Origin of the sequence: Solwaraspora sp. WMMA2101 (genome assembly GCF_049179175.1) — a bacterium.
In the GTDB taxonomy this organism is placed as follows: domain Bacteria; phylum Actinomycetota; class Actinomycetes; order Mycobacteriales; family Micromonosporaceae; genus Micromonospora_E.
This window is the reverse complement of sequence record NZ_JBMHMA010000006.1, coordinates 2,068,316-2,091,680: the sequence shown is the minus strand read 5'-3', so window position 1 is coordinate 2,091,680 and position 23,365 is coordinate 2,068,316. Positions and strand designations below refer to the sequence as shown.

At 70.3% G+C, this 23,365-nt stretch carries 13 protein-coding genes; 10 read left to right on the top strand and 3 right to left on the bottom strand.

Going from position 1 to position 23,365, the window contains the following annotated elements:
- Window positions 1–77: 77 nt before the first annotated feature.
- The 3 genes from ACN28F_RS10180 to ACN28F_RS10170 all read left to right on the top strand — a co-directional run bounded on the left by ACN28F_RS10180 (window position 78) and on the right by ACN28F_RS10170 (window position 3,102).
- Window positions 78–1,496: an NAD(P)H-quinone dehydrogenase gene (locus ACN28F_RS10180; protein ID WP_289207788.1), complete on the top strand. Its 1,419-nt coding sequence runs from the start codon at window positions 78–80 to the stop codon at window positions 1,494–1,496.
- Between the two features lie 533 nt (window positions 1,497–2,029).
- Entirely contained in the window at window positions 2,030–2,665 is a 636-nt protein-coding gene (locus tag ACN28F_RS10175; RefSeq protein ID WP_289207787.1) for a DUF433 domain-containing protein, read from the top strand.
- On the top strand, window positions 2,665–3,102 hold the full coding sequence (locus tag ACN28F_RS10170; protein WP_289207786.1) for a DUF5615 family PIN-like protein: 438 nt from the start codon (window positions 2,665–2,667) through the stop codon (window positions 3,100–3,102). The genes ACN28F_RS10175 and ACN28F_RS10170 overlap by 1 nt, the downstream gene beginning before the upstream one ends.
- Window positions 3,103–3,139: 37 nt before the next feature.
- Here ACN28F_RS10170 and ACN28F_RS10165 read toward each other — a convergent pair whose 3' ends face one another.
- On the bottom strand, window positions 3,140–3,973 hold the full coding sequence (locus ACN28F_RS10165) for a GntR family transcriptional regulator (RefSeq protein WP_289207785.1): 834 nt from the start codon (window positions 3,971–3,973) through the stop codon (window positions 3,140–3,142).
- Between the two features lie 178 nt (window positions 3,974–4,151).
- On the opposite strand from ACN28F_RS10165, the gene ACN28F_RS10160 reads away from it, so the two are divergent.
- From ACN28F_RS10160 to ACN28F_RS10150, 3 genes are read left to right on the top strand one after another with little or no spacing between them, the layout of a single operon-like run.
- Window positions 4,152–4,322: a hypothetical protein gene (locus tag ACN28F_RS10160; RefSeq protein ID WP_421357550.1), complete on the top strand. Its 171-nt coding sequence runs from the start codon at window positions 4,152–4,154 to the stop codon at window positions 4,320–4,322.
- The gene (locus ACN28F_RS10155; RefSeq protein ID WP_421357549.1) at window positions 4,319–4,573 is read left to right on the top strand and encodes a hypothetical protein; all 255 of its coding nucleotides are present in this window, start codon (window positions 4,319–4,321) and stop codon (window positions 4,571–4,573) included. The genes ACN28F_RS10160 and ACN28F_RS10155 overlap by 4 nt, the downstream gene beginning before the upstream one ends.
- Window positions 4,570–5,046, top strand: a complete 477-nt coding sequence (locus ACN28F_RS10150; protein WP_421357548.1) for a hypothetical protein — start codon at window positions 4,570–4,572, stop codon at window positions 5,044–5,046. The genes ACN28F_RS10155 and ACN28F_RS10150 overlap by 4 nt, the downstream gene beginning before the upstream one ends.
- A gap of 159 nt (window positions 5,047–5,205) precedes the next feature.
- Here the strand turns inward: ACN28F_RS10150 and ACN28F_RS10145 are convergent, their stop codons facing one another.
- Window positions 5,206–6,741 (bottom strand): hypothetical protein, encoded by a 1,536-nt coding sequence (locus ACN28F_RS10145; protein ID WP_421357547.1) that lies wholly within the window; start codon window positions 6,739–6,741, stop codon window positions 5,206–5,208.
- A gap of 265 nt (window positions 6,742–7,006) precedes the next feature.
- Between ACN28F_RS10145 and ACN28F_RS10140 the strand changes: the two genes are divergently transcribed.
- The 3 genes from ACN28F_RS10140 to ACN28F_RS10130 are packed head-to-tail and all read left to right on the top strand — an operon-like array spanning window position 7,007 to window position 10,486.
- Window positions 7,007–8,620, top strand: coding sequence for a circularly permuted type 2 ATP-grasp protein (locus ACN28F_RS10140; protein ID WP_421357546.1), 1,614 nt, complete (start codon window positions 7,007–7,009; stop codon window positions 8,618–8,620).
- Window positions 8,614–9,579, top strand: coding sequence for an alpha-E domain-containing protein (locus ACN28F_RS10135; protein ID WP_289207780.1), 966 nt, complete (start codon window positions 8,614–8,616; stop codon window positions 9,577–9,579). Before ACN28F_RS10140 ends, ACN28F_RS10135 begins: the two co-directional genes overlap by 7 nt.
- Before the next feature lie 43 nt (window positions 9,580–9,622).
- Window positions 9,623–10,486 (top strand): transglutaminase family protein, encoded by an 864-nt coding sequence (locus tag ACN28F_RS10130; RefSeq protein ID WP_289207779.1) that lies wholly within the window; start codon window positions 9,623–9,625, stop codon window positions 10,484–10,486.
- Window positions 10,487–10,516: 30 nt separating this feature from the next.
- Here the strand turns inward: ACN28F_RS10130 and ACN28F_RS10125 are convergent, their stop codons facing one another.
- On the bottom strand, window positions 10,517–11,953 hold the full coding sequence (locus ACN28F_RS10125; protein WP_421357545.1) for a GuaB1 family IMP dehydrogenase-related protein: 1,437 nt from the start codon (window positions 11,951–11,953) through the stop codon (window positions 10,517–10,519).
- Between the two features lie 331 nt (window positions 11,954–12,284).
- Here ACN28F_RS10125 and ACN28F_RS10120 point away from each other — a divergent pair, with 331 nt between their 5' ends.
- Window positions 12,285–23,363, top strand: coding sequence for a LamG-like jellyroll fold domain-containing protein (locus ACN28F_RS10120; RefSeq protein ID WP_421357544.1), 11,079 nt, complete (start codon window positions 12,285–12,287; stop codon window positions 23,361–23,363).
- The last annotated feature ends 2 nt before the right edge of the window (window positions 23,364–23,365 follow it).

The window sequence follows — 23,365 nt, the reverse complement described above, 5'->3', positions numbered from 1 at the left end:
TGTCGGGCGCGCCGTCGGGAGACGGTCCCGGGCGGGTGGAACGTCCCGCTAAAGTCCAACTTGGGGAGAAAGTCGTTTTGAAGCGGATAGTGATAATCGGTGGTGGCCCGGCCGGCTACGAGGCGGCCCTGGTCGCGGCCCAACTGCACGCCGAGGTCACGGTCGTCGAGGCCGACGGCGCCGGCGGGGCCTGCGTACTGTCCGACTGCGTCCCGTCCAAGACCTTCATCGCCAGCTCAGAAGTGGTGACCGGCTACCGGGACACCGAGGAGTTCGGGATCGACTCCGAAGGGCTCGACGCCGTGACCGTCGACGCCGCCGCGGTGCACGCCCGGGTCAAGCGACTCGCGCTCGCCCAGTCGGCCGACGTGCACAGCAAACTCGTGAAAGCCGGTGTGACGTTCGTCGCCGGTACCGCCCGACTTGGCGAGGACACGCTCGGTCACACTCACCGGGTGCTGGTCCGCCCGCATGACGGTGACGCAGAGTACGCAATCGAGGCGTCGACCGTACTGGTCGCCACCGGCGCGACGCCCCGGCAGTTGCCGACTGCGGTGCCCGACGGCGAACGGATCCTGACCTGGCGTCAGGTCTACGACCTGCCGGAGCTGCCCGAGCACCTGATCGTGGTCGGCTCCGGCGTGACTGGTGCCGAGTTCGCCAGCGCCTACCTGGCGATGGGGGTGCCGGTCACCCTGGTGTCGAGCCGGGACCGGGTGATGCCGCACGAGGACGCCGACGCCGCGATGGCGATCGAGCAGGTGTTCCGGGCGCGCGGCATGACGATCCTGAACAACTCGCGGGCCGAGGCGGTCACCCGGACCGGCGACGGCGGCGCGGGTGACGGCGTCGAGGTCCGGCTCGCCGACGGCCGTACGGTGACCGGCTCGCACGCCCTGATCGCCGTCGGTTCGGTGCCCAACACCGCCGATCTGGGGCTCGCCGAGTACGGCGTCTCCGTCGCGCCCAGCGGCCACGTGCCGGTCGACCGGGTGTCGCGGACCAACGTGCCGGGCATCTACGCCGCCGGCGACTGCACCGGGGTGCTGCCGCTGGCCAGCGTCGCCGCGATGCAGGGGCGGATCGCGATGTGGCACGCGCTCGGCGAGGCGGTGGTGCCGCTGCGGCTGCGTACAGTCGCGGCGAACGTCTTCACCGATCCGGAGCTGGCCACCGTCGGCGTCTCTCAGGACGAGGTCGACGACGGACGGGTGCAGGCCCGGCAGGTGATGCTGCCGCTGGCCGGCAACGCCCGGGCCAAGATGGCCGACCTGCGCGACGGGTTCGTCAAGCTGTTCTGCCGCCCGGCGAGCGGGCAGATCATCGGCGGGGTGGTGGTGGCGCCGAAGGCCAGCGAGTTGATCATGCCGATCACCGTCGCGGTCGAGAACCACATGACGGTCAGTCAGTTGGCGCACACAATCACAATTTATCCTTCGTTGTCCGGATCAATCGCTGAAGCCGCACGTCAGCTGATGTGGCATGACGAAGAGTAATTAACTGGAAACTTTTCGGGGCGGCAGGAGGCCGCCACCACCGCGTACGGTTGACGCGGCGGTGGCCGCTACCCCCGGATCTCCCCGTTCCCGGTGGTCGCGGACGGTGCCCGGGCTGCCGGCAGGTCCCGTGCCGGCAGCCCGCCCTCGTCTGAGCCCTCGTCTGAGCCCTCGCCTGGGCCCTCGACCGACGCGCGCACCCTTGGCCCAAGATCAATGTGAGCGCCTTGGTCGTCAAACTCGCCGGATGACGACCAAGGCGCTCACATCGATCTTGCCCGAGGCTGGCGGACCGGCCAGTCCGCTGCGCCGGGCGCCGCCCGGTGTTTCAGGAATTTGTCCCTGTCCACTCACCGGGAGGCCGACCTGAGCCAGAGTTCAGCCCAGGGAGGTGGACGGGAGCGCTGAAGCCGCAGAGGCCGTGCCTGGATCCAGAAGTCAAGGGTGCGTGAAACCGAATATATCCGACAAAAAATACGAATACGAGTGTCTGGGTACGCACGTGCCCAGGGCGGTGTGACAGTCTGATGGCCATGGCGTACGAACCGCGCATGGCTTCTGCGCTGTCCGGTGCCACCGTCGGGCAGCTGTCCTATTGGCGTCGAGGGCAGGACCAGATACTGGTCCCCGAGATCTCGGCCGAGCGGCCCATCCTGTATTCGTTTCGCGACATCATCGCCCTGCGCGCATTCGTCCTGCTGAGAGAGAAGCGGCCGCTGCAGACCATCCGGCGGGCACTGAACAATCTCCGCGAGATCGTTGAGGTCGATCACCTCTCCCGATACAAGCTTGTCGAGCAGGGTCGACGAAGTGTCGCGCTCGTTCAAGAGGACGGCGAAGGGGCGATCGACCTGGTCGAGAAACCTGGCCAGCAGCTGACTGTCATCAAGCTCGGCGACGTGCTCCAGTCCTTCCCGCTCGGAGACATGGAGGTCCCCAACTTGACCCGACCTCGCCAGATGATCTCCGTGAAGCCGACAGTTCGCGGCGGCCATCCGGTCATCGCTGGAACCCGCGTCGGCTATGAGCTGGTTGCAGGCCTTGTTCGGGACGGCGTACCGCCCCAGGAGGTCAAGGACTTCTATCCTGGCGTGACCGCAGCCGCAGCCCGCGATGCCGTCTCGTTCGCCGACTACGTAGAACGGACCTCCAGGCGGAAATCGGCATAATGCAAATACTTCTTGACGAAGATGTCCCTCGTCAGGTCGTCGACGTGCTCAAGCACGTCCTGCGAGGTCACGACGTCGACCATGTTCATCTGATCAAGTGGTCCGGTAAGCCCGACGACATGGTCTACCGCGACGCGCGTAAAGCAGGGTACGACGCGATCGTCACCAACGACGCCGCCCAGATGGCCGACCCTGACGAGTGCCGCGAGGTCAAAAGGTCAGGCCTCCACCGGATCTCCTACAAACAACGACACGCTGGCCTCCATGGACTCGCCGTGGCCGTCGGAAGCCTCGTGGCCGCCATGCCGGGCGTGATCGACGTCCTGAGCAACGCGGACGGGCAACGGCTCGTCCACATCACGGGCATCGATCCGACCAGGAAGCGCTACGAGATCATCGATCCACGCCGGGACCCCCCACGCTACTGGCCGCGCTGAGCTTGCCAGGGGCGCTGACCCTCCGGCACCACTGGAATCAGTCGCTGCCGGCGTCCCCGCCTGATCCGGGTCGATCATCGGCACGCGCCGATCGGAGGGGCAGGTCGTCGTAGACGTACCGCACCCGGCGCGCGTCCGACACCACGTGCAGCGACTCCACCGGTCGGCCGTTGATGTCCCGGGTCGTTCGCCAGACCTCGAGTACCCAGCCGACCGTCGCCATGTTCAGCGTTTCCCGCTCCGTGGCGGTGACCGGCCGTGCCGACAGTTCCTCCGATGCGGTGCCCAGGTGGACGCCGGCTGCAGTCAGCGCGGCGTAGACGCCGCCGACCACCTTGCCCCGGCCCGCCAGCGGGGTGCCGGCGACCAGTGCTGCAGGTAGCCAAGCCTCCTGCAGTTGGGCCACATGACCGTCGGCAAGATGATGACGTTGCCGACGTACCACCGTTGTGCCAGGCGGCAGGTCGAGGTGAGCGGCTATGTGCGCGGGCGCGGGCAGGTGCTCCACCGACACGGTTTCGACGGTGCCGGTCACGCCCTGATCGGCGCACGCTGTCTCCCACGGGCCGAGGCTTGACCGGGCGCGGTCCGGATCGGCCACTGCCGCGTACCGGGTCAGCGCGAGCCGCACCGGTGCGGCCGCCACGCGGGTCCCGGCGGCTCGCGCCGACTCGATCACCCCGGCGGCTCGGAGATCGGCCAACGCTCGTCGGACTGTCTCACGACTCACCCGGTAGGTCTCGGCGAGCTCGTGTTCGGTGGGCACTTTCGCGCCAGGCGCGAGCTCGCCCTGCTCGATCGCCGACCGCAGCGCATCGGCGATCTCCCGGTAGCCCGCCATGCCGCCAAGTCTAGGCGTGGACAGGATCACACTCGGTCCATGCTTTGCGTACGCAAAGCGCGATGGGCTCGAACAGCCCGTCATGGCCCGGTCCTGTTTCGGTTCCAGCGCGCGGATCCGCAGGGCCGGGCCGTAGATCGGCGGCGGTCCGGCGCGGAACCCCCGTGCCCGCCGGGCCGCCGCCTCCTTCGACTCGAGGAGCGCGCAGATGATCGGGAAGTGGTTCCTGCGACCCGGCACGGTCGACGTCGTTCGGCCAGTGCCGGGCCGCCGCCGGTACGCCGACCAGCCCGCCCGGCCCGGCACCGGCCGGCCGGCGACCCGTACCGACCGGGCCGAACGGCGCGGCGGCAACGCCGGCCGGCACTACCTGCGGTGACGGTGCGGCCCGGGGTGGTGCACACGCCGCACCGCCCGTCCTGGATGTGCGCGGCCTGCCCGGTGGACACGCCCTGGCCGTGCCCACCGGCCCGGATCCAGCTTGCCGAGGCGTACGCGGGCGAGCCGATCGCGCTCTCGGTCGACATCGGCGAGATGCTCCCCATGGCCGCCGAGGAGGCCGGCGTCACCGATCCTGCCGAACTGTACGAGCGCTTCGTGTCCTGGACCTGGAACGGGTCGGCGACGTGACCGCGATGGACGACGGGCCGGTCACCGGCCGGGACCTCGACGATGCCGCCTGCGCGGCCCTCGCCGCCCACGACGCCGGCCGACCCTGCCACACCGGATGCGCCGGCACCGCCGACTGCCCACAGCTGGCCTGGGCTCGCCGCCATCACGGCCTCGGTGGGCCACGGCGGCCGTCCTGGACGTGCACGGTCTGCCCGGCCGGCACACCGTGGCCATGCCCGCCCGCACGGGCCGCACTCGTCGACGCGTACGCCGGCGACCGGCTCCGGATGGTCGTCGAGTTGGCCACGATGATGCAGACCGCGCTGGCCGAGACCGGCGAGGACGGCGGCGTGCTGTACGAGCGGTTCGTCCTCTGGACGCGCATGCGTGGGCGACAGCCAGGTGGATCTCGGCCAGCCGACGGTGAGCCTCCGATGCTCGGCCGTGCGACACCGCCCTCTCCGCCGTGGTGGCACGGCCGGCGGATCTGACTGCGGGGCGGCTCACCTTGGACAGCCGGGGCGGCTTCGACAGCCGTCCGAGCTGGGACGACTGGAAGAGCTGACCCGGGAGGCCGGCGGCGTCGAGGTGAGGCTGGTCCACGTCACCAGTGCGATTTGACGTGGACCAGCCTCACCTCGACGCACCGCTCAGCGCTGCGGGTCGATTCGAGTGGCGTCGACGTCGGTGATGGTGGCGTACGGATGCCGCTCCCCGCTGATCACGGCTTCGAAGCGGTGGTCGCCCAGCAGCGTGTGGCGGAAAAAGGCGGTGGCGTAGCCGACATGCACCTGGCGCTGCTCCTCCTCGGTGAGCTGGCGGACCACTCGTACGTCGGGATCGTCGACCGGGTCCCAGGTCGGCTCCCCGTCCGGGTCGCCCTGATCCGGGTCTGAACCTTCCCGGCCGCCGCCGTACGCGGGGTCGCCGTCCTCCGTGTCACCGACGTCCGTGTCGCCGTCCTCCGTGTCGCCGACGTCCGGGTCCTGCGGCCAGCCGCCCGGCGGGCGCTTGCGCTCCGGGTTGAAGCACAGCCCGGGGCCGGGACGCAGGTCGCCGTAGAACTCCTCGAAGTCGTCGTGGGCCGTGACCTGGCCGCTCGACGGCGACCACTGGGTGTTGAGGAAGTTGTGGTTGGCGCCGTCGACGTACCAGCTGTAGATCGGCTTCGAGGTGGCGCCGGTGGCCAGGTCGATGTAGTCCTCGCCCTGGAAGTTGTCGCACCAGCCCATCCAGACGGCCAGCGGAGCCGAGGTCACCCGGTACATCGGTGCCCAGGGGGATCCTTCGTTGGTCGCCGTGCCGGCGCCGGCCGCAGCGAGCGAGAGGACCCCGGCGATGCGTACGCCGGCCGGCAGCTCGTCGCGGTGCACGTCGGCGGCGTGCCAGGCCACGGCGCGTCCGCCCCGGGAGTGCCCCATCGTGCCGACCCGGCTCAGGTCGATGCGGCCGGTGAAGTCGACCGTCGCGGCGGCGCCGGTCTGCGGGTCGGTGAGTCGGCCCGCCAGCTCCCCGCCGCCGGTCCGGGTCAGTTCACTCCACATTTCCAGATGTTTGTTGATCAGCAGCGACCGGGCGTTGTCCGCCCCGTTCATCGAGGCGGCGTTGACGCCGTTCGCGCTGATCGAGACGACCACCATGCCGTGGCTGGCCAGCCGCTGTGCCAGGTGGTCGTAGCCGCGGTAGCTGGGCAGCGGTGACACGCCGGGTACGCACGGCCACTGCATCAGCCGTCCCATCGCGTTCTGCCACTCGGGGTCGTCGTAGATGTCCTCCCAGCCGAGGACCGCCTCGCGCGCCGCCGCGATGTCGGCCGCCTCGCGGTCGGCGCAGGTCGTCCAGTAGCCGTGCAGGAGCACCACCAGCGGCGACGCCCCGTCGGCCGAGGTCGGGTAGTGCACGTTGCCGGTCAGTTCGATCTCGGCTTCGGGAAGGTCGGGATTCTCCCAGTCGCCGTCCCAGTCCCACGGCGGCTCCACCAGGTAGCCGGGGACCCGGAAGGCGGCGTCACCCAGGGTGTAGTCCAGGGACGCGACGGCGTACGGTCCGGCCGCTGCGGGGTCGGGACTGCCGGCAGATCTTTCGTTGGTCTGCGCGTCGGCGGGGGGCAGGGTCACGAACAGCAACGCGCCCGCCGCCACCGCCGCCGTGCCGGCAGCGATCACCGATTCATCCGGTGCCGCCACCGTGTCCTGATTCTGTGGGTCATGTCCGGTACGACGCGGCATGGCGCCGGGCCAGTGACCGCACCGACCCCGGCGGCCCGCGAGGCCCGGTGGTTCCCTAGCGGCGGTGCCACCGCTGGCCCAGCCGGTCGTGTTACCCGTACGCAACGAGTCCGGCGTACCGTGCGAGAACGTGAAGATGCAGGCTGGCGCACATCGTGATGGGATGGTGCAGGGCCCAGACACGGGGTGACCGCGGTCGCCGGAGGAAGGGCGGGGCTGGCCGATGGCCGATCTGTTCGAGGACTACCACCTCGGCCCCGGCTGGGACGAGATGTTCGGCGAGCCCGGCATGCCCCGGGACACCTACGAGGCGTTGCACGCCACCCTGCAGCCGCTGTCCAGCGCCGAGCTGGGGGTGCGCGCCGACGTGCTCGCCCGCGCCTTCCTCGATCAGGGCATCACCTTCGCGCTCAAGGGCGTCGAGCGGCCGTTCCCGCTGGACATCGTGCCCCGGATCATCGCCGCCGACCAGTGGCGGACCGTCTCGGCCGGGGTCGCCCAGCGGGTACGCGCGTTGGAGGCGTTCCTGGCCGACATCTACGGCCCGGCCCGGGTCCTCGTCGACGGCATCGTGCCCCGCCGGTTGGTGGTGACCAGTGCGCACTTCCACCGGGAGGCGGCCGGCATCGTGCCGCACAACGGGGTCCGCATCCACGTCGCCGGGGTCGATCTGATCCGCGACGAGCAGGGCACCTTCCGGGTCCTGGAGGACAACGTACGGGTGCCCTCCGGGGTCAGTTACGTGATGGAGAACCGGCGGGCGATGGCCCACGTACTGCCGGAGGTCTTCGCCTCGACCCGGATCCAGCCGGTGGAGTCCTACCCGGCGCAACTGCTGCGGGCGTTGCGGGCCGCCGCGCCGGTCGGGGTCGCCGACCCGACGGTCGTCGTGCTCACCCCCGGGGTGCACAACTCGGCCTACTTCGAGCACGCGCTGCTGGCCCGGGAGATGGGGGTCGAGCTGGTCGAAGGACGGGACCTGGTCTGCGTCGGCAACGAGGTCGCGATGCGCACCACCGGCGGTGAGCACCGGGTCGACGTGATCTACCGGCGCATCGACGACGACTTCCTCGACCCGGTGCATTTCCGGGCAGACTCGGTGCTCGGCGTCGCCGGGCTGCTCAACGCCGCCCGCGCCGGCCGGGTCACCATCGCCAACGCGGTCGGCAACGGCGTCGCCGACGACAAGCTGCTCTACACGTACGTGCCGGAGCTGATCCGCTACTACCTCGGCGAGGAGCCGATCCTGCCCAACGTCGAGACGTACCGCCTCGACGACGGCCCGGACGTGCTCGCCCACGTCCTCGACCGGCTCGACCAGCTGGTGCTCAAACCGGTCGACGGCTCCGGCGGCTCCGGCATCGTGATCGGTTCGCAGGCCAGCGACGAGGAGCTGGCCCGGGTACGGGAGCAGATCGTGTTCGACCCGCGCGGCTGGATCGCCCAGCGGGAGGTGGCCCTGTCGATGGTGCCGACCCTGATCGGCAACCGGTTGCGGGCCCGGCACGTCGACCTGCGGCCGTTCGCGGTCAACGACGGCGAACGGGTCTGGGTGCTGCCCGGCGGCCTGACCCGGGTGGCGTTGCCGGAAGGTGCGCTGGTGGTCAACTCCAGCCAGGGCGGTGGCTCCAAGGACACCTGGATCCTGGCGTCGCCGACCGCGACGCCGCACCCGGACGACGCCCCGGTGCTGGCCGACCTGACCCTCGGCGGGGTCGATCCGGTCCCGGCGGCGCCGACCCCGGATGCGGGGCCGGGCGCCGCCGCGACCTCCGCCCAGCAACAGCAACAGCAACAGCAGGAGCAGCGGGTACGCGAGGAGGAGGGTCGATGCTGAGCCGGATCGCCGAGTCGCTCTACTGGATCGGCCGGTACGTCGAACGGGCCGAGGACACCGCCCGGATCCTCGACGTGCACCTGCACCGGATCATCTCCGACCCGTGGGTGGCCGAGGAGACCGCGTGCCGGTCGCTGCTCGGGGTGATGGGGGTCGACGTCGACGACCAGCCGTGCTCCTCCTCGCGGGTGGTCGGCCTGCTCGGGCTCGACGAGCGCAACGCCAGTTCGGTGGTGGGCTCGCTGGCCGCCGCGCGGGAGAACGCCCGGGGTGCCCGGGAGACCATCTCGTCGGAGATGTGGGAGTGCCTCAACGCCACCTGGCACGGGCTGCCGGACGCCCGCCGCCGGGTCGAGCAGCAGGGGGTGCACGCCTTCTTCCGCTGGGTACGGGAGCGGTGCGCCCTGATGGCCGGGCTCACCGACGCGACGATGAGCCGCGACGAGGGCTGGCTGTTCCTGGTGCTCGGGCGCAGCATCGAACGGGTCGACATGACCGCCCGGCTGCTGTCCACGCACGTACGGGCCGGCGGCAGCATTCCGTCCTGGTTGACGCTGCTGCGTTCGTGCGGCGCATGGGAGACGTTCCTGCGCACCTACCGGGGTTCGCTCGACGACCGGTACGCCGCCGAGTTCCTGCTGCTGGACCGGCTGTTCCCCCGGTCGGTGTTCGCCGCGTTGACCGCCGCCGGGTCCTGTCTGGCGGAGCTGGAGCCGGCTGCGGGGTCGGGGTCGGGACCGGGGGTGGCCGGTCGGGCCGGGGTGATGACCGACGCGCAGCGGATCCTCGGGCGGGCCCGCACCAACCTGGAGTTCCGGGGTGCCGACGAGCTGCTCGCCGACCTGGGTACGGTGCTGGACAGCCTGGAACGGACCTGTTCGCACCTCAACGACGCGGTGTCCCGGCGCTACTTCCGGCAGACCTCGGCGGTGCTCTGGCTCCCGGAGGCGGTGGCGTGACGGGCGTCGGCAGCGGCGGCCCACCGGGCGAGGGAGTGGTGGCGTGAGCGTGGATTCGTGGCGGCTCAAGGTGGAGCACCGGACCGGCTTCAGCTACGCCGGCAAGGTCGGGTCGTCGTACAACGAGGCCCGGATGTCGCCGCGTAACGAGGCCCGTCAGGCGGTGCTGGAGGCGCGGGTCGAGGTGTTCCCGCCGGCGCGGACCTACCGGTACGAGGACTACTGGGGGACGGTGGTCACCGCCTTCGACGTACACAGTCCACACGAGACGTTGGAGGTGACCGCGACCTCGGTCGTGGAGACCCTGCCCCCGGGTGACCTGCTCGACGAGCGGGCCGGCGCCGACTGGGACGAGCTGGCCCGCCCGGACCGCGTCGACCAGTGGCACGAGTTCCTGCTGCCGACGCCGCGCACCGCGCTCGACGACGAACTGACCGGGCTGGCCGAGTCGGTGCGCGCCGACCAGACCACCCCGCACGCGGTGGCGCTGGCGATCTGCGAGCGGGTGCGCTCCGAGGTCGAGTACGCCACCGGTTCGACCGGGGTGCAGACCGACGCCGTGCACGCCTGGCGGCAACGCAAAGGTGTCTGCCAGGACATCAGCCACCTGGTGGTCGGCCTGCTGCGGGTGGTGGGCGTGCCGGCCCGGTACGTCTCCGGCTACCTGCACCCCAGCCGGGACGCGGCGATCGGGGACCGGGTGGTCGGGCAGAGCCACGCCTGGGTGGAGTGGTGGGCCGGCCGGTGGACGGCGTTCGACCCGACCAACGGGATCCCGGTCGGCGAGCGGCACGTCGTGGTCGGCCGGGGCCGGGAGTACGGCGACGTGCCGCCGCTGAAGGGGGTCTACGCCGGGCCGGCGAACACCGGCCAGGGCGTCGAGGTGGCGATCACCCGGCTGCGCTGAGCCGTACCCCGGCCAGGCAGCTCCGGTGGGTCACCAGCTGCCGGCCACCGGCATCCCCTCGGTGTAGCCGGCGGTGCTCTGCACCCCGACGACGGCCCGCTCGTGGAACTGCTCCAGGGTGGCGGCACCGACGTAGGTGCAGGCGCTGCGGACCCCGGCGACGATCTCGTCGATCAGGTCCTCGACGCCGGGACGGTCCGGGTCGAGCAGCATCCGCGCCGACGAGATGCCCTCTTCGAAGACCGCCTTGCGGGCCCGCTCGAACGGGCTGTCGTCGGCGGTGCGGGCGCTGACCGCCCGGGCCGAGGCCATCCCGAAGCTCTCCTTGTACCGCCGGCCGTCGGCGTCGGTGTACAGGTCGCCGGGGGATTCGTAGGTGCCGGCGAACCAGGAGCCGATCATCACGTTGGCCGCGCCGGCGGCCAGAGCGAGGGCCACGTCGCGGGGGTGGCGTACCCCACCGTCGGCCCAGACGTGCCGGCCGCGTCGGCGGGCCGCCGCCGCGCATTCCAGTACGGCGGAGAACTGCGGCCGGCCGACCCCGGTCATCATCCGGGTGGTGCACATGGCACCCGGCCCGACGCCGACCTTGACGATGTCGGCGCCGGCGTCGATCAGGTCGTCGACCCCGGCGGCGGTGACGACGTTGCCGGCGACCACCGGCACCGGCGGGTCGAGCTTGCGGACGGTACGCACGGCGGCCAGCATCCGTTCCTGGTGGCCGTGCGCGGTGTCGACCACGATGGTGTCCACCCCGGCGTCGATCAGCGCGGCCGCCTTGCCGGCGACGTCACCGTTGATCCCGACGGCGGCGGCGACCCGGAGCCGGCCGCCGGCGTCGACCGCCGGCCGGTAGAGCGTGGCCCGTAGCGCTCCGGCCCTGGTCAGCACGCCGACCAGCTGCCCGTCTGCGTCGACCACCGGGGCGACCCGGCGGCGGCCCTGCGCCAGCAGGTCGAACCCGGTACGCGGATCGACCGACCCGGCGACGGTCAGCAGGTTGGTCGACATCACCTCGTGCAGTTGGGCGAACCGGTCGACTCCGGCGCAGTCGGTCTCGGTGACGATGCCGACCGGCCGTCCGTCGTCGACCACGATCACCGCCCGGTGGGCCCGTTTCGGCAGCAGGTGGATGGCGTCGCCGACGGTGTCGGCCGGGCCCAGGGTCAGCGCGGTGTCGTAGACCAGGTGGCGCTGCTTGACCCAGGCGATCACCTCGGCGATCACCTCGATCGGGATGTCCTGGGGGATCACCGCGAGGCCGCCCCGGCGGGCCACGGTCTCGGCCATCCGCCGGCCGGCGACCGCCGTCATGTTGGCGGCGACGAGCGGAACGGTGGTGCCGGTGCCGTCTGCGGTGGCCAGGTCGACGTCGAGCCGGGAGGCGACGTCGGACCGGTTCGGGGCCAGGAAGACGTCGTTGTAGGTCAGGTCGTGCGCGGGTGCCGCGCCGGAGATGAACCGCACCCGGCCATCATGCCCGCCCGGGCGGCCCGGCGCGGTAGTTCCGGAGCCGATCGGCGAGCCCGCAGATCCAGGTCAAGCCCTGACGATCAAGAGTCGGAGGTGTTTCCTCAGAATTACCTACAGTGATTCAACAGGCGATCCTCAGCATTCCCTCAAGTTCCTACATCGTCCTCCGTAGATGATTCCCTACGGTCGACCGCTGCGCGGCCGAATGTCTCGAGGTGGGAAGAGGTAGTCGTTGATGTCTGCGAGTCGTGCTGTTCACCGTCGGCGTCGCTTGAGGACAGCGGGGACGTTCGTTCGGTGGCGGCGGTGGGCCGGTGGGGTCGCTGTGGTGGTCGCGGCGCTGGTGGGGTTGTCGTCGTCGGTGCCGCCGGGTGCGGTGCCGGCGGACGGTGAGTTCCCGGTGGGGTGGTTGTCGTCGTGGTTCACCGGTCGGTCGGGGTGGTTGCCGTGGGGTGGGCCGGCGGTGGAGTTGCCGGCGGCGCGGGTCGGTGACGGTGCCGGTTCGGGTGGGTACGTGGGGTCGGCGGCGACGCGGGCGTCGGGTGGGGCGGGTTCGGCGCAGCGGTTGGTGAACGGTCTGTCGGGGTACGCCGGGGAGCCGGTGGTGGGCGAGTCGGTGACGCCGGTGACGGTGGGCCGGTTCGATCCGGAGACGAGTGTGCGGGACGCGGTGGCATCGGGGCCGAAAGCCGATGTGTACACCAACACGGATGGTTCGACGACGGCGGAGTTGAGTACGGGGCAGGTCAACTACGAGGCGGCGGATGGTTCGTGGCGGCCGGTGGACTCGACTCTGGTGCGTCGGGGTGACCGGTGGGTGGTGCGGGAGAACTCGCTGGGGGTGTCGCTGGCGGGCGCTGCTGCCGGTGAGTCGTTGGTGGAGTTGTCGCTGCCCGATGATGGGTCGGTGGGCTGGGGTCTGGCTGGTGCGGCGGCGGTGGTGCCGGCGGTCGACGGCAGGACGGCCACGTACCCGGAGGTGTTCGCGGACACCGACCTGGAGGTGGTGGCGCGGCCGGACGGGGTGCGGCAGGGGCTGGTGCTGGCGTCGCGCGAGGCCGGGTCGGAGTGGGTGTTTCCGCTGACGCTGGACGGGGTGTCGGTCCGGGCCGGTGAGGGTGGGTCGGTCGAAGTGGTCGACGGCGCCGGTTCGGTGGTGGGGTCGATCCCGCCAGCGGTCATGCAGGATTCGTCGGTCGACCCGGAAACGGGGTTGCCGGCGCGGTCGGCGGCGGTCGCGATGGAGCTGATCGAGGTCGACGGTGCCCCGGCGCTGAAGCTGGTGGCCGACCGGGAGTGGTTGACGGATCCGGCGCGGGTGTTCCCGGCGCGGGCGGACGTGGGCGCGCTGATCTCGACGAGTGGGGACGTGTTCGTCGACACCGATCCGGACACCGGCCCCGCCGTGCAGAACGGCGACCGTCTCGCGATCGGCAACCGGGACGGCGTCCTGTCCCGGACGTTTCTCAAGTTCACCATACCGTCGGAGCTTGCGAAGTCGGGCTGGTTCATCTCCTCGGCGAACCTGAGGCTGTATCTGAACTACCGGGCGAGGTGTGACGTCCAACGGATCAAGGTCGGGCTGGTCGAGGAGGAGTGGACGGTCGGTGATCTGCGGACCGCCGCCCATCCGGGCCCGAAGATCGATCTGGGACCGAACCACTACAGGTACTACACCGACAACGGGCGGGCGTGTGAGAACCCGAACGCGAATCCGTCCGTCGGCCAGTGGGTCGAGGTCGATGTCCGGGACCTCATCTCGGGCTGGGCGCTCGGTCAGCCGAATCTTGGTCTGGCGCTGTTGGACGAGGAGGACTTGTCTGAGGCGGCGGCGGCCTTGTTCGCCTCGGCGAACTATGCCGGCGGTGACTACGCGCCGCGGTTGCAGCTGACCTTGTCGAACAACCTGCCGCCGCAGGTGGACCAGCGGGCGCCGGCCCATGGTGCGGTGGTGTCGACGTTGACGCCCCGGTTGTACGTGCGCGGCCGCGATTTCGACGAGTCCGGCACCGTGCGCTACAAGGTCTGGATCTACGACAGTGCCGGGACCGTCATCCACGTCAACGAGGGCGCCAAGTCGTACTACGACGTCCCGGTCGGGTTGTTGGAGACGAACAAGCAGTACTCGTGGGCGGTGCAGCCGTTCGACGGGGCTGTCTACGGCGCCCGGTATCCGAAGTACGTGTTCTATACGCGGATGCCGCAGCCGGCGTTGGGGTCCCGGCTGGTGCAGAACCCAGGGGTGGGCTATCACCCGGAGATCGGCAACTACACGTCGGCGGTGACGGATGCGCAGGTCGCGGGGGTGGGGCCGGCGCTGGAGATCACCCGGTCGTACAACACGTTGGACACCCGGCGGTCGGGGGCGTTCGGGCAGGGCTGGTCGAGCCTGTTGGACGCCCGGGTGACCGAGCGGACCAACTCGGCGGGCGCGGTGCTGGATGTGGTGGTGCGGTATCCGGACGGGTCGGAGTCGGTGTTCGGGCCGAGGAGGGACGGGTCGTTCGTGGCGCCGCCGGGGCGGTACGAGGTGTTGACCGCAGTGAAGTCCGGCGCCACGGTGACCGGGTACCGGTTGACCGTCAAGCACAGGACGACGTACGTGTTCGGCCGGGCGGCCGGTGACGGCGCGTTCACGGTCACGTCGGTGACGGACGCCAACTCCCAGACCTTGACGTTGACCTACAACGGCAGCGGACTGGTGTCGAAGTTGACCAACGCGTCGGGGCGGTCGTTGGCGTTGACGTGGGCGGGGACGGCGAGTCCGTCGGTCGGGTCGCATGTGACGAAGGTGACGACGGACGCGCCGACCGCCGGTGGCAGTGGGTACGTGTGGCAGTACACGTACGGCAGCTATGACCGCCTGACGAAGGTGTGTCCGCCGACGGACTCGTGCACCACGTACTCCTGGGGTAACAGCGCCAACCAGGGGGCGAACGCGGTGCTGAACCATGCGCCGTCGTCGTTCTGGCGGTTGAACGAACCGTCCGGCTCGACCCTGGCGGCCAGCAGTGTGCTGGACAACGGCGGCACCGATGTGGCGTTCTACGAGGGGACGTCGGCGGGTGGGACGCCGACGGTGTGGCCGGGTTCGACGTCGACGTCGACCGACTTCGACGGCACGTCGTCGCGGGTGCGGTTGCCCAGCGGGCTGGTCAACGACAGTGCGTACCAGTCGGTCAGTCTGTGGTTCCGGACGGGGACGGCGTCCCGGGCAGGAGTGTTGTTCTCGTACCAGCATGATCCGATCTCGGACGGTACGACGTCGCGCAACTACACGCCGTCGATCTATGTCGGGTCGAGTGGGAAGTTGCACGCGAAGTTCTATGACGGCAACTCGACGACGATGCAGTCGTCCGGTCGGGTGGACGACGGGCAGTGGCATCACGTCGTGCTGGCCGGAGCCGGCTCGAGTCAGTCGCTGTATGTGGACGGGCTCCGGCACGCGGGCCGCAACGGCCTGATCGAGATGTTCGACGTGGGTGGGTCGGCGCATGAGTACGTGGGTGCTGGTTTCGTCGGGGGGAACTGGCCGGACCAGCCGCATCATGGTTCGCCGAACCACCACGGGCATGCGAACTTCTTCGACGGGCAGATCGCCGATGTGGCGTTCTTCAACCGGACCTTGACCTCGGCCGAGGTCACTGAGATCAACGCGACGGCGCGGGGTCAGAGCCGGCAGTTGTCGAAGGTGACCAGCTCCGAAGGCAGGACGCTGGCGTCGTTGTCGATGGACCCGGTCACCGGGAAGCTGGCGTCGGTTACCGACAGCAACGGTGGGACCTGGGCGTTGGGGACGCCGCGGGTGGCGGGGACGAGCGGGGTGTACGCGGCGGCGGTGCTGGGGTCGGCGCCGACGGACTACTGGCGGTTGCGGGACGCGGCCGGTGTGGAGGCGGTCAACGAGACCTGGCAGACGGCCGCGACGTTCAGTGCGGTGACGTTGGGGGCGGCGGGTCCGTTCGCGGACGGCAGGGCGGTGTCGTTCGACGGGTCATCGTCGCTGGTGTCGGTGCCGGGAGAGCGGGTGGCGCCGGCCGGGACGCGGTCCCAGGAGCTGTGGTTCCGGACCACGGGGACCGGCGATGTGCTGGCGGGGGCGCAGGACGCGGCGGTGGACGGTGCGCCGTCGGTGGGGTCTCCGGTGTTGTGGATCGACGCCGACGGCCGGTTGCGGGGGTTGTCCGCTTCGGTGGATCCGACCGGGCCGTTGACGTCGGGGCTCGCCGGCAAGTGCGCCGAGTTGGCGGGCGACGGCACGAAGGTGCAACTGAGCACCTGCGACGGTGCGACGGCGCAGAGTTGGCGCTACGTCGGCAGCAGCCGGCAGCTGCGTCGGGGTGACAAGTGTCTGGGCCTGGCCGGTCAGGCGACCGGCAACGGCACGCTGGTCCAGGCGCAGACCTGTTCGAGCAGCGCGAACCAGAAGTGGGGAGCGTCCGGGAACGGTTGGCGCAACTCGGGGGCGGGCCGGTGCCTGGAGGTGCCGGGCTCGTCGACCACGGACGGCACCCAGCTGGCGATCCGCAACTGCAACGACCAGGCCAATCAGTGGTGGGCGTTGGCGTTGGTGTCGGCGGCGCCGGTCAACGACGGCAAGTGGCACCACGCGGTGCTGACCAAGACCGCCGCCGACGATGACACCGTCCAGGCGTTGTACCTCGACGGTGTGCGGGTGCAGGCCAGCACCGGCTCCCTGGCCGGCGGGGTCGAAAGGCTCAGTCACGGGTATCTGGGTGCGGGGTACACGGGCAACGGGTGGTCGGGGCTGCCCTCGGACTCGACGGCGTACTACGCGGGTGCATTGGCGGAGGTCGCGCTCTACGACCGGACGTTGAGCGCGGACGAGGTGGCGCTGCATTACCAGTCGGTGGGTCGGGCAGTGCCGTTGGTGGTGACCGCGGCGGGTGACGGGGCTGTCGAAGCCCGGTTGTCGGATACGGCGGCGGGAGCGTTGCCGATCGAGGCGTTGCCGCCGGGTGCGGTGCGGGTCGACGAGGCGGCGCAGGACGCGCAGACGACAACGGTGTCGAATCCGGTGAAGATCGTGTCGGTGACCGATCCGGGTGGCAACGAGGTGTCGTACTCGTACGACCTGGTGACCGGGCGGAAGGTGTCGCAGACCGACGCGTTGGGTCAGACGACGTTGTACGGCTATGACACGGGTGGGTTCACGAGCCTGGTGTACGACCCGAACGGGCACGTGACCCGGTCGGTGCAGGACGAGCGAGGCAACACCATTCAGGAGGTGACCTGCCAGGACCAGGCCGCCGACAAGTGCTCCAGCAGCTACTACACCTACACCTTTTACAGCAGCGACCCGACGCACCCGAAGAGCGACCGCCTGACCAAGGTGCGGGGGCCGGGCTCGCAGAGTGCGCAGGACGACACCTACCTGACGACGTACGCCTACGACAACACCGGCAACCTGCACACCGTGCGGGACCCACTCGGCCGGAAGACGGAGATCGAATACACCGACGGTACGGAGGTGCCCGCGGTCGACGGTGGGCCCGCCCCGGCCGGTCTGCCGTGGCATGTGCTGGATCCGTCGAAGGGTTGGCAGACGATCAGGTACACCTCGGCTGGTGATGTGGCGTGGGTGTCGGACGCGGCGACTGCGGAGACGACGTTCACGTACGACGGGTTGGGTCGGACGTTGACGGAGACGGTGGTGACGTCGTCGTACCCGCAGGGGCGGACGACGTCGTACACGTACGACTCGGTGGGTCGGGTGGTGACGCGGACGGGTCCGTTGGTGACGGATCGGGTGTCCGGGGCGGTGCATCGGGCGGTGACGTGTTTCTCGTACAGCGTGGATGGGTTCCTGGTGGAGGAGCGGGTCAGTGACGCGTCCGGTGGGGATGTGGCCCGGGTCAGCACCTGGTCGTACGACGGGGGTGGGCGTCGGTCGGAGGCGGTGGACGCCGAGGGGACGGTGACCAGCTACGGCTACGACGTGTACGGGCACCTGGTGGAGCAGACCGATCCGGACGGGGTGGTGAACGCCTACGAGGTGGACGTCAACGGCAATGTGTTGTCGCGGACGCTGAAGGGGTACACCGGGGATCCGAACGACCCGACACCGCCGGTGGATCTCGTGGTGGAGTCGAATGTGTACGACCCGGCGAATCGGTTGGCGTCGACCACCGACGCGATGGGCTATGTGACGCGGTACACGTACACCGATGACGGGCGGACCGCGACGGTGACCCGCACCGACGGGGACAGTTCGTTCCTGCTGGAGAGCAACGGCTACGACGAGGCGGGGAACCTGGTCGAGCGGGTGACCGACAACGGGCGGACCGTCACGGCGTACGCCTACGACGCGGCGGGCCGGCAGGTGCGCAGCGTGCTGGATCCGGGCGGCCTGGATCGGGTGACCGAGGTGACGCTGTCCCGGACCGACCAGGTGTTGTCGCGGGTGGATCGGGACGCTGCAGGGGAGGCGTTGTCGGTCGTCGACTACGCCTACGACGTGTTGGGCCGGCCGGTGTCGCAGACCCGGTACCTGTCGGCGGACCGGTCGGTGACGCCGGTGGCGCGGTGGCGGTTGGACGAGGCGGGTGGGACGACGGCGGTCGACTCGGCGGGGAACAGTCCGGGTACGGCCACGGACGTGACCTGGGCGTCGGATGCCGAGCGGGGTCGGGTCGCGTCGTTCAACGGCTCGTCGTCGCGGATCGTCACCGATGCGCCGGTGGTGGACACCACCCGGCCGTACACGGTCGCTGCCTGGGTGCGATTGGACGATCTGCGAGCGCCTGTTTCGGTGCTTGCCATGCCGGGCCTCGCCCGGACGAACGTGGCCGAGCGGGGCGCACCCGCGTTCGCACTCAACTACGACCACACCGTCGACGCGTGGCGGGCGCTGACGACCGAGCAGCTCGTGTTCAAAGGCGGTGCCTACATACGACACAGCCGCACCTTCGGGCAGGGCTCGATGCAGGCGGGCGAGTGGCAGCACCTGGCGGTGGGCGTGGACCCGCAGGCCGGCCGGTGGATCGTGTTCCTCGACGGCGAGAAGGTCGACGACTTCACCGGCAGCAGCTTCCACAGCGTGGCGGCCGGCGGGGTGCGGATCGGCGACGGCCACGAGGGGGCGATCTCTGATCTGCAGGTGTATCAGGGGGTGCCGGGCGACGACGACTGGGCCGCCGGGGTGATGGCGGGTGCGGTGCCGGCGGCGGACGCGGGGGTGTCGCGGACCAGTTATGTGGTCGACAACGCTGGTCTGGCGACGTCGGTGATCGATCCGTTGGGTCACGCCACGTTCGTCGAGTACGACGAGGCCGACCGGGCGGTGGTGACGACGGGTCCGGCGGTGCAGTCGGAGTCGGGTGAGTTGGATGGTCCGGTGGTGTCGGCCCGGCCGGTGGCCCGGGTCGGTTACAACACGTTCGGTGAGGTGGTTGCGGAGTCGGATCCGAACGGGGCGGTGACGACGTACGGGGTGGACGGGGTGGGCCGGCCGGTGGAGGTGCGGTTGCCGGCGTACACGCCGCCGGGTGGGTCGTCGTCGGTGACGCCGGTGGCGTCGGCGATGTACGACAGCCTCGGTCAGGTGGTGTCGCAGACCGATCCGTTGGGCCGGGTCACGGAGTTCGCCTACGACCAGCTGGGCCGGGTGGTGACCCAGGTGGCACCGGACGGCGGCACGACGACGGCGCGCTACGACCTGGCGGGCAACCTGTTGGCGGCCACGGATCCGACGGGTGCGGTGACCGGCAGCAGCTACGACTTCCTGGGTCGGGTCACGAGTGTGAGTGAGGCGGTGCGGCAGACCGGTCAGGTGCACACCACCACGGTGGGCTACGACGTCGCCGGGCGGTTGTCGTCGGTGCGGTCGCCGGCGGGGGTGACGACCGGGTACGGCTACAACGCGGCCGGTGAGCTGACAGTTGTGGTCGACGGCGCGGGGCAGACCCGCGGTGTCGTCCACGACGGCCTGGGTCGGCCGGTGAGGGAGATGAATCCGGACGGTACGTACACGACGACGGGTTATGACATGTTGTCGCGGCCGGTGTCGGCGGCGGCGTACGCGGCCGGTGGTGGGGCGGCGTTGGCGACGGCGGCCTCGACCTATGACGTGGCGGGCAACGTGGTGTCGGCGACGGACGCGCGGGGCACCGTGACGCGGTTCGGCTACGACGCGGCGGGCCTGCTGCGGACCCAGCGGGAGCCGGTGGATGCGACGACGACGATCGAGTCGTCGTTCGGCTATGACCTGGCGGGGAATCCGACCCGGTTCACCGATGGGCGGGGGCAGGCGTTCCGGACGACGTACAACGTGTGGGGGTTGCCGCAGTCGCGGATCGAGCCGGCGACGGCGGCGTACCCGGACGCGGCGGACCGGACGTTCACCACGGTGTACGACGTGGCGGGGCAGCCGGTGTCGCAGCGGGTGCCGGGCGGGGTGGCGCGGACCCTGGTCTACGACGAGATGGGCCGGTTGGTGCGTCAGTCCGGGTCGGGCGCGGAGGCGGCCACCACGGATCGGACGTACGGGTACGACGCGGCGGGTCGGTTGGTGGAGTTCTCCGCGCCGGGGGACACCAATCAGGTCGTGTACGACGACCGGGGGTTGCCGTTGTCGGTGACCGGCCCGTCGGGGGACGCGGCGTTCGCCTATACGGCGGACGGGTTGATGGAGTCGCGCGACGACGCGGCGGGGTTGACGGAGTACGGGTATGACGGGGCGGGCCGGCTCGTGTCGGTGAACAACACGGACATGGGCACCGCGATCGGCTACACGTACGACGTGATGTCGGCGGTGTCGTCGATGACGTTCGGGACGTCGGGGAACCGGCGGGTGTTCGGTTACGACGATCTGCACCGGTTGACCAGCGACCGGCTGGTGTCCTCGGGTGGGTCGACGATCGCGTCGATCACCTACGGCTGGGACGCCAACGGCAACGAGACCAGTAGGACCGTCACCCGTGGCTCGTCCACGACGGTCAACACCTACACCTACGACCTGGCGGACCGGTTGACGTCGTGGGACGACGGGAAGACGACCGTCGGCTACCGCTACGACAAGGCGGGCAACCGGACCGGGATCGGCGACGTCGACTACGTGTACGACGCCCGTAACCGCCTCGTGTCGGACAGCACCGGGGTCGGCTACCAGTACACGGCGCGCGGCACCCGCAGCGCGGCTGGTGCGGCGACGACGGTGTCGGACGCGTTCGACCAGGTGGCCGAGCACACCCCGGCGGGTGGTAACGCGCGGGTGTTCGACTACGACGGGTTGGGTCGGGCGTTTCGGGACGGGTGGGAGTACACCGGTCTCGGTAACCACCTCGCCCGGGACAGTTCCAACGCGTTCTTCACCCGGGACCCGGGTGGTGGTGTGGTCGGGGCGCGGCACAACAACACCCGCCGGTTGGTGTGGACGGATCTGCACGGTGACGTGGTCGCCCAGCTGAACCCGGCCGGGGCGTCGGTGACCGGCAGCCGTACGTATTCGCCGTTGGGTGAGGTGACCGCGGACAGCGGCATGTTCGGTGACCTCGGCTACCAGTCCGAGTGGACCGACATTCGCAGCGGGCAGGTCAACATGCACTCCCGCTGGTACGACCCGGTCACGGCGCAGTTCGGTGCCCGGGACAGTCTCACCGTCGGTCCGGTGCCGGACTCGATCCGGGCCAACCGCTACCAGTACGGCGACGGCAGCCCGTTGACGGTGGTCGACCCCACCGGCCACTTCGGGGAACCGTTCGCGAGGTCGTGGGACGACTTCACCGACTGGGCCGGCGACAGGTGGGACGACGCCGTCGACTGGGCCGGCGACGCGTGGGACGACTTCACCGACTTTCTCGACTGGGTCGGCGACGGCCTGGAGGCGGCCACCACGTGGACGCAGGAACAGCTCGTCGAGGCGGCCAACGCCATTAGGCAGACGGTGGAGCAGAGCTATCAGGATCTGATCAAGGCCGGTGAGGCGCTGAAAGCCGCCGCCGAACAGGTGGGCCAGTGGGCCCGTACGGCCCGGGACTGGATCGTCGAACACAAGGCCGAGATCGTCGGCGCGATCGTCGGCATGGTCGTCGAGGCCGGCTGTCTGGTCGCGATCGGCTGGACCGGGGTCGGCATGGTCGCCTGCGGCATGGTCGGCGGCATCACCGGGGCCCTGGTCACCGGTGGGATGCAGGGCAAGACCGGCATGGATTTGCTGCAGGACGCGGTGATCGGCGGCCTGGCCGGTGGTCTCGGCGCCGCCCTGCCGATGATGGGCCCGGTCGCCGGCAAGGCGCTGAGCAAGGCCGCCTCCACCGGCGTGAAGAAGGTCGCCGGCACGAGCGTCGGCAAGGCCGGCGCCCGGGTCGGCGCGAAGGCTGCCGCCGGGGCCCGGTCGTTCAGCCGGGCGGTCAGCCGCAAGGCCGACGACGCGTCCCGGGCGGTGTCCCGGGGCACCAGCCGGTCCACCCGGGAAGCCGCCGAACGCGCCGACGACGCCGCCCGCGCCGGCGGGAACCGGGCCGACGGGGCCGCCAGCTGCGTGCGGCACAGCTTCGCCCCCGACACCCGGGTACGGATGGCCGACGGCACCAGTAAGTCGATCGGCGAGGTCGAGCTCGGCGACGAGGTGTTGGCGACCGATCCGGCCACGGGGCAGAGCTCGGTCCGGTCGGTACGGGTGCTGCACCGCCACGCCGACCGGGAGTTGACCGATGTCACGGTCACCGACACCACGACCGGCGAGAGTACGGTCGTCGAGACGACCGCGCACCACCCGTTCTGGAACGCCGACACCAACCGGTGGACCGACGCCGAGGACCTGCGCCCCGGTGACCGGCTGCGCAGCCCGGACGGCGAAACCACCCAGCGGGTCACCGCGGTCCGGGTCTGGACCGGCCTGAAATGGATGAACGACCTCACCGTCGCCGGCGTCCACACCTACTACGTGGTGGCGGCCGACCGGCCGGTGCTGGTGCACAACTGTGACGGCTACACGGACCTGTACCACGGGACGAGCCGGCAGTCGGCGGAGAACATCCGGAACAACGGCGTGAACCCGGGCTTCTCCACCCGGTCGAGGATGGACTTCGGCAAGGGGTTCTACACCACCCGTTCGCAGCAGCAGGCACAGAAATGGGCCAGCAAGCGATTCGGCGGGGACGGAGTGGTCCTCCACTTCAGGGTGCCGACCGCGAAACTCAACGCCATGTTCACGAAGACGTTCAACCGGCGCGGTGGCCGGGACCTGACCAACACCGTGCGCCGCTACCGCACCGGTGCCGGCGGAAACCTGGCGAACAACTACGATGTGGTTGAAGGTCCGATGCTCATGAATGTCGATGGCTTCCTGAGGTTGGGGGCGCCGCCCCGCTGGTCCGGCAACCAGGTGGTCTTCTACGGCAGGGACGCCGGCCAGGTGCTCACCGACGCCCTGCAGCCGTAGGA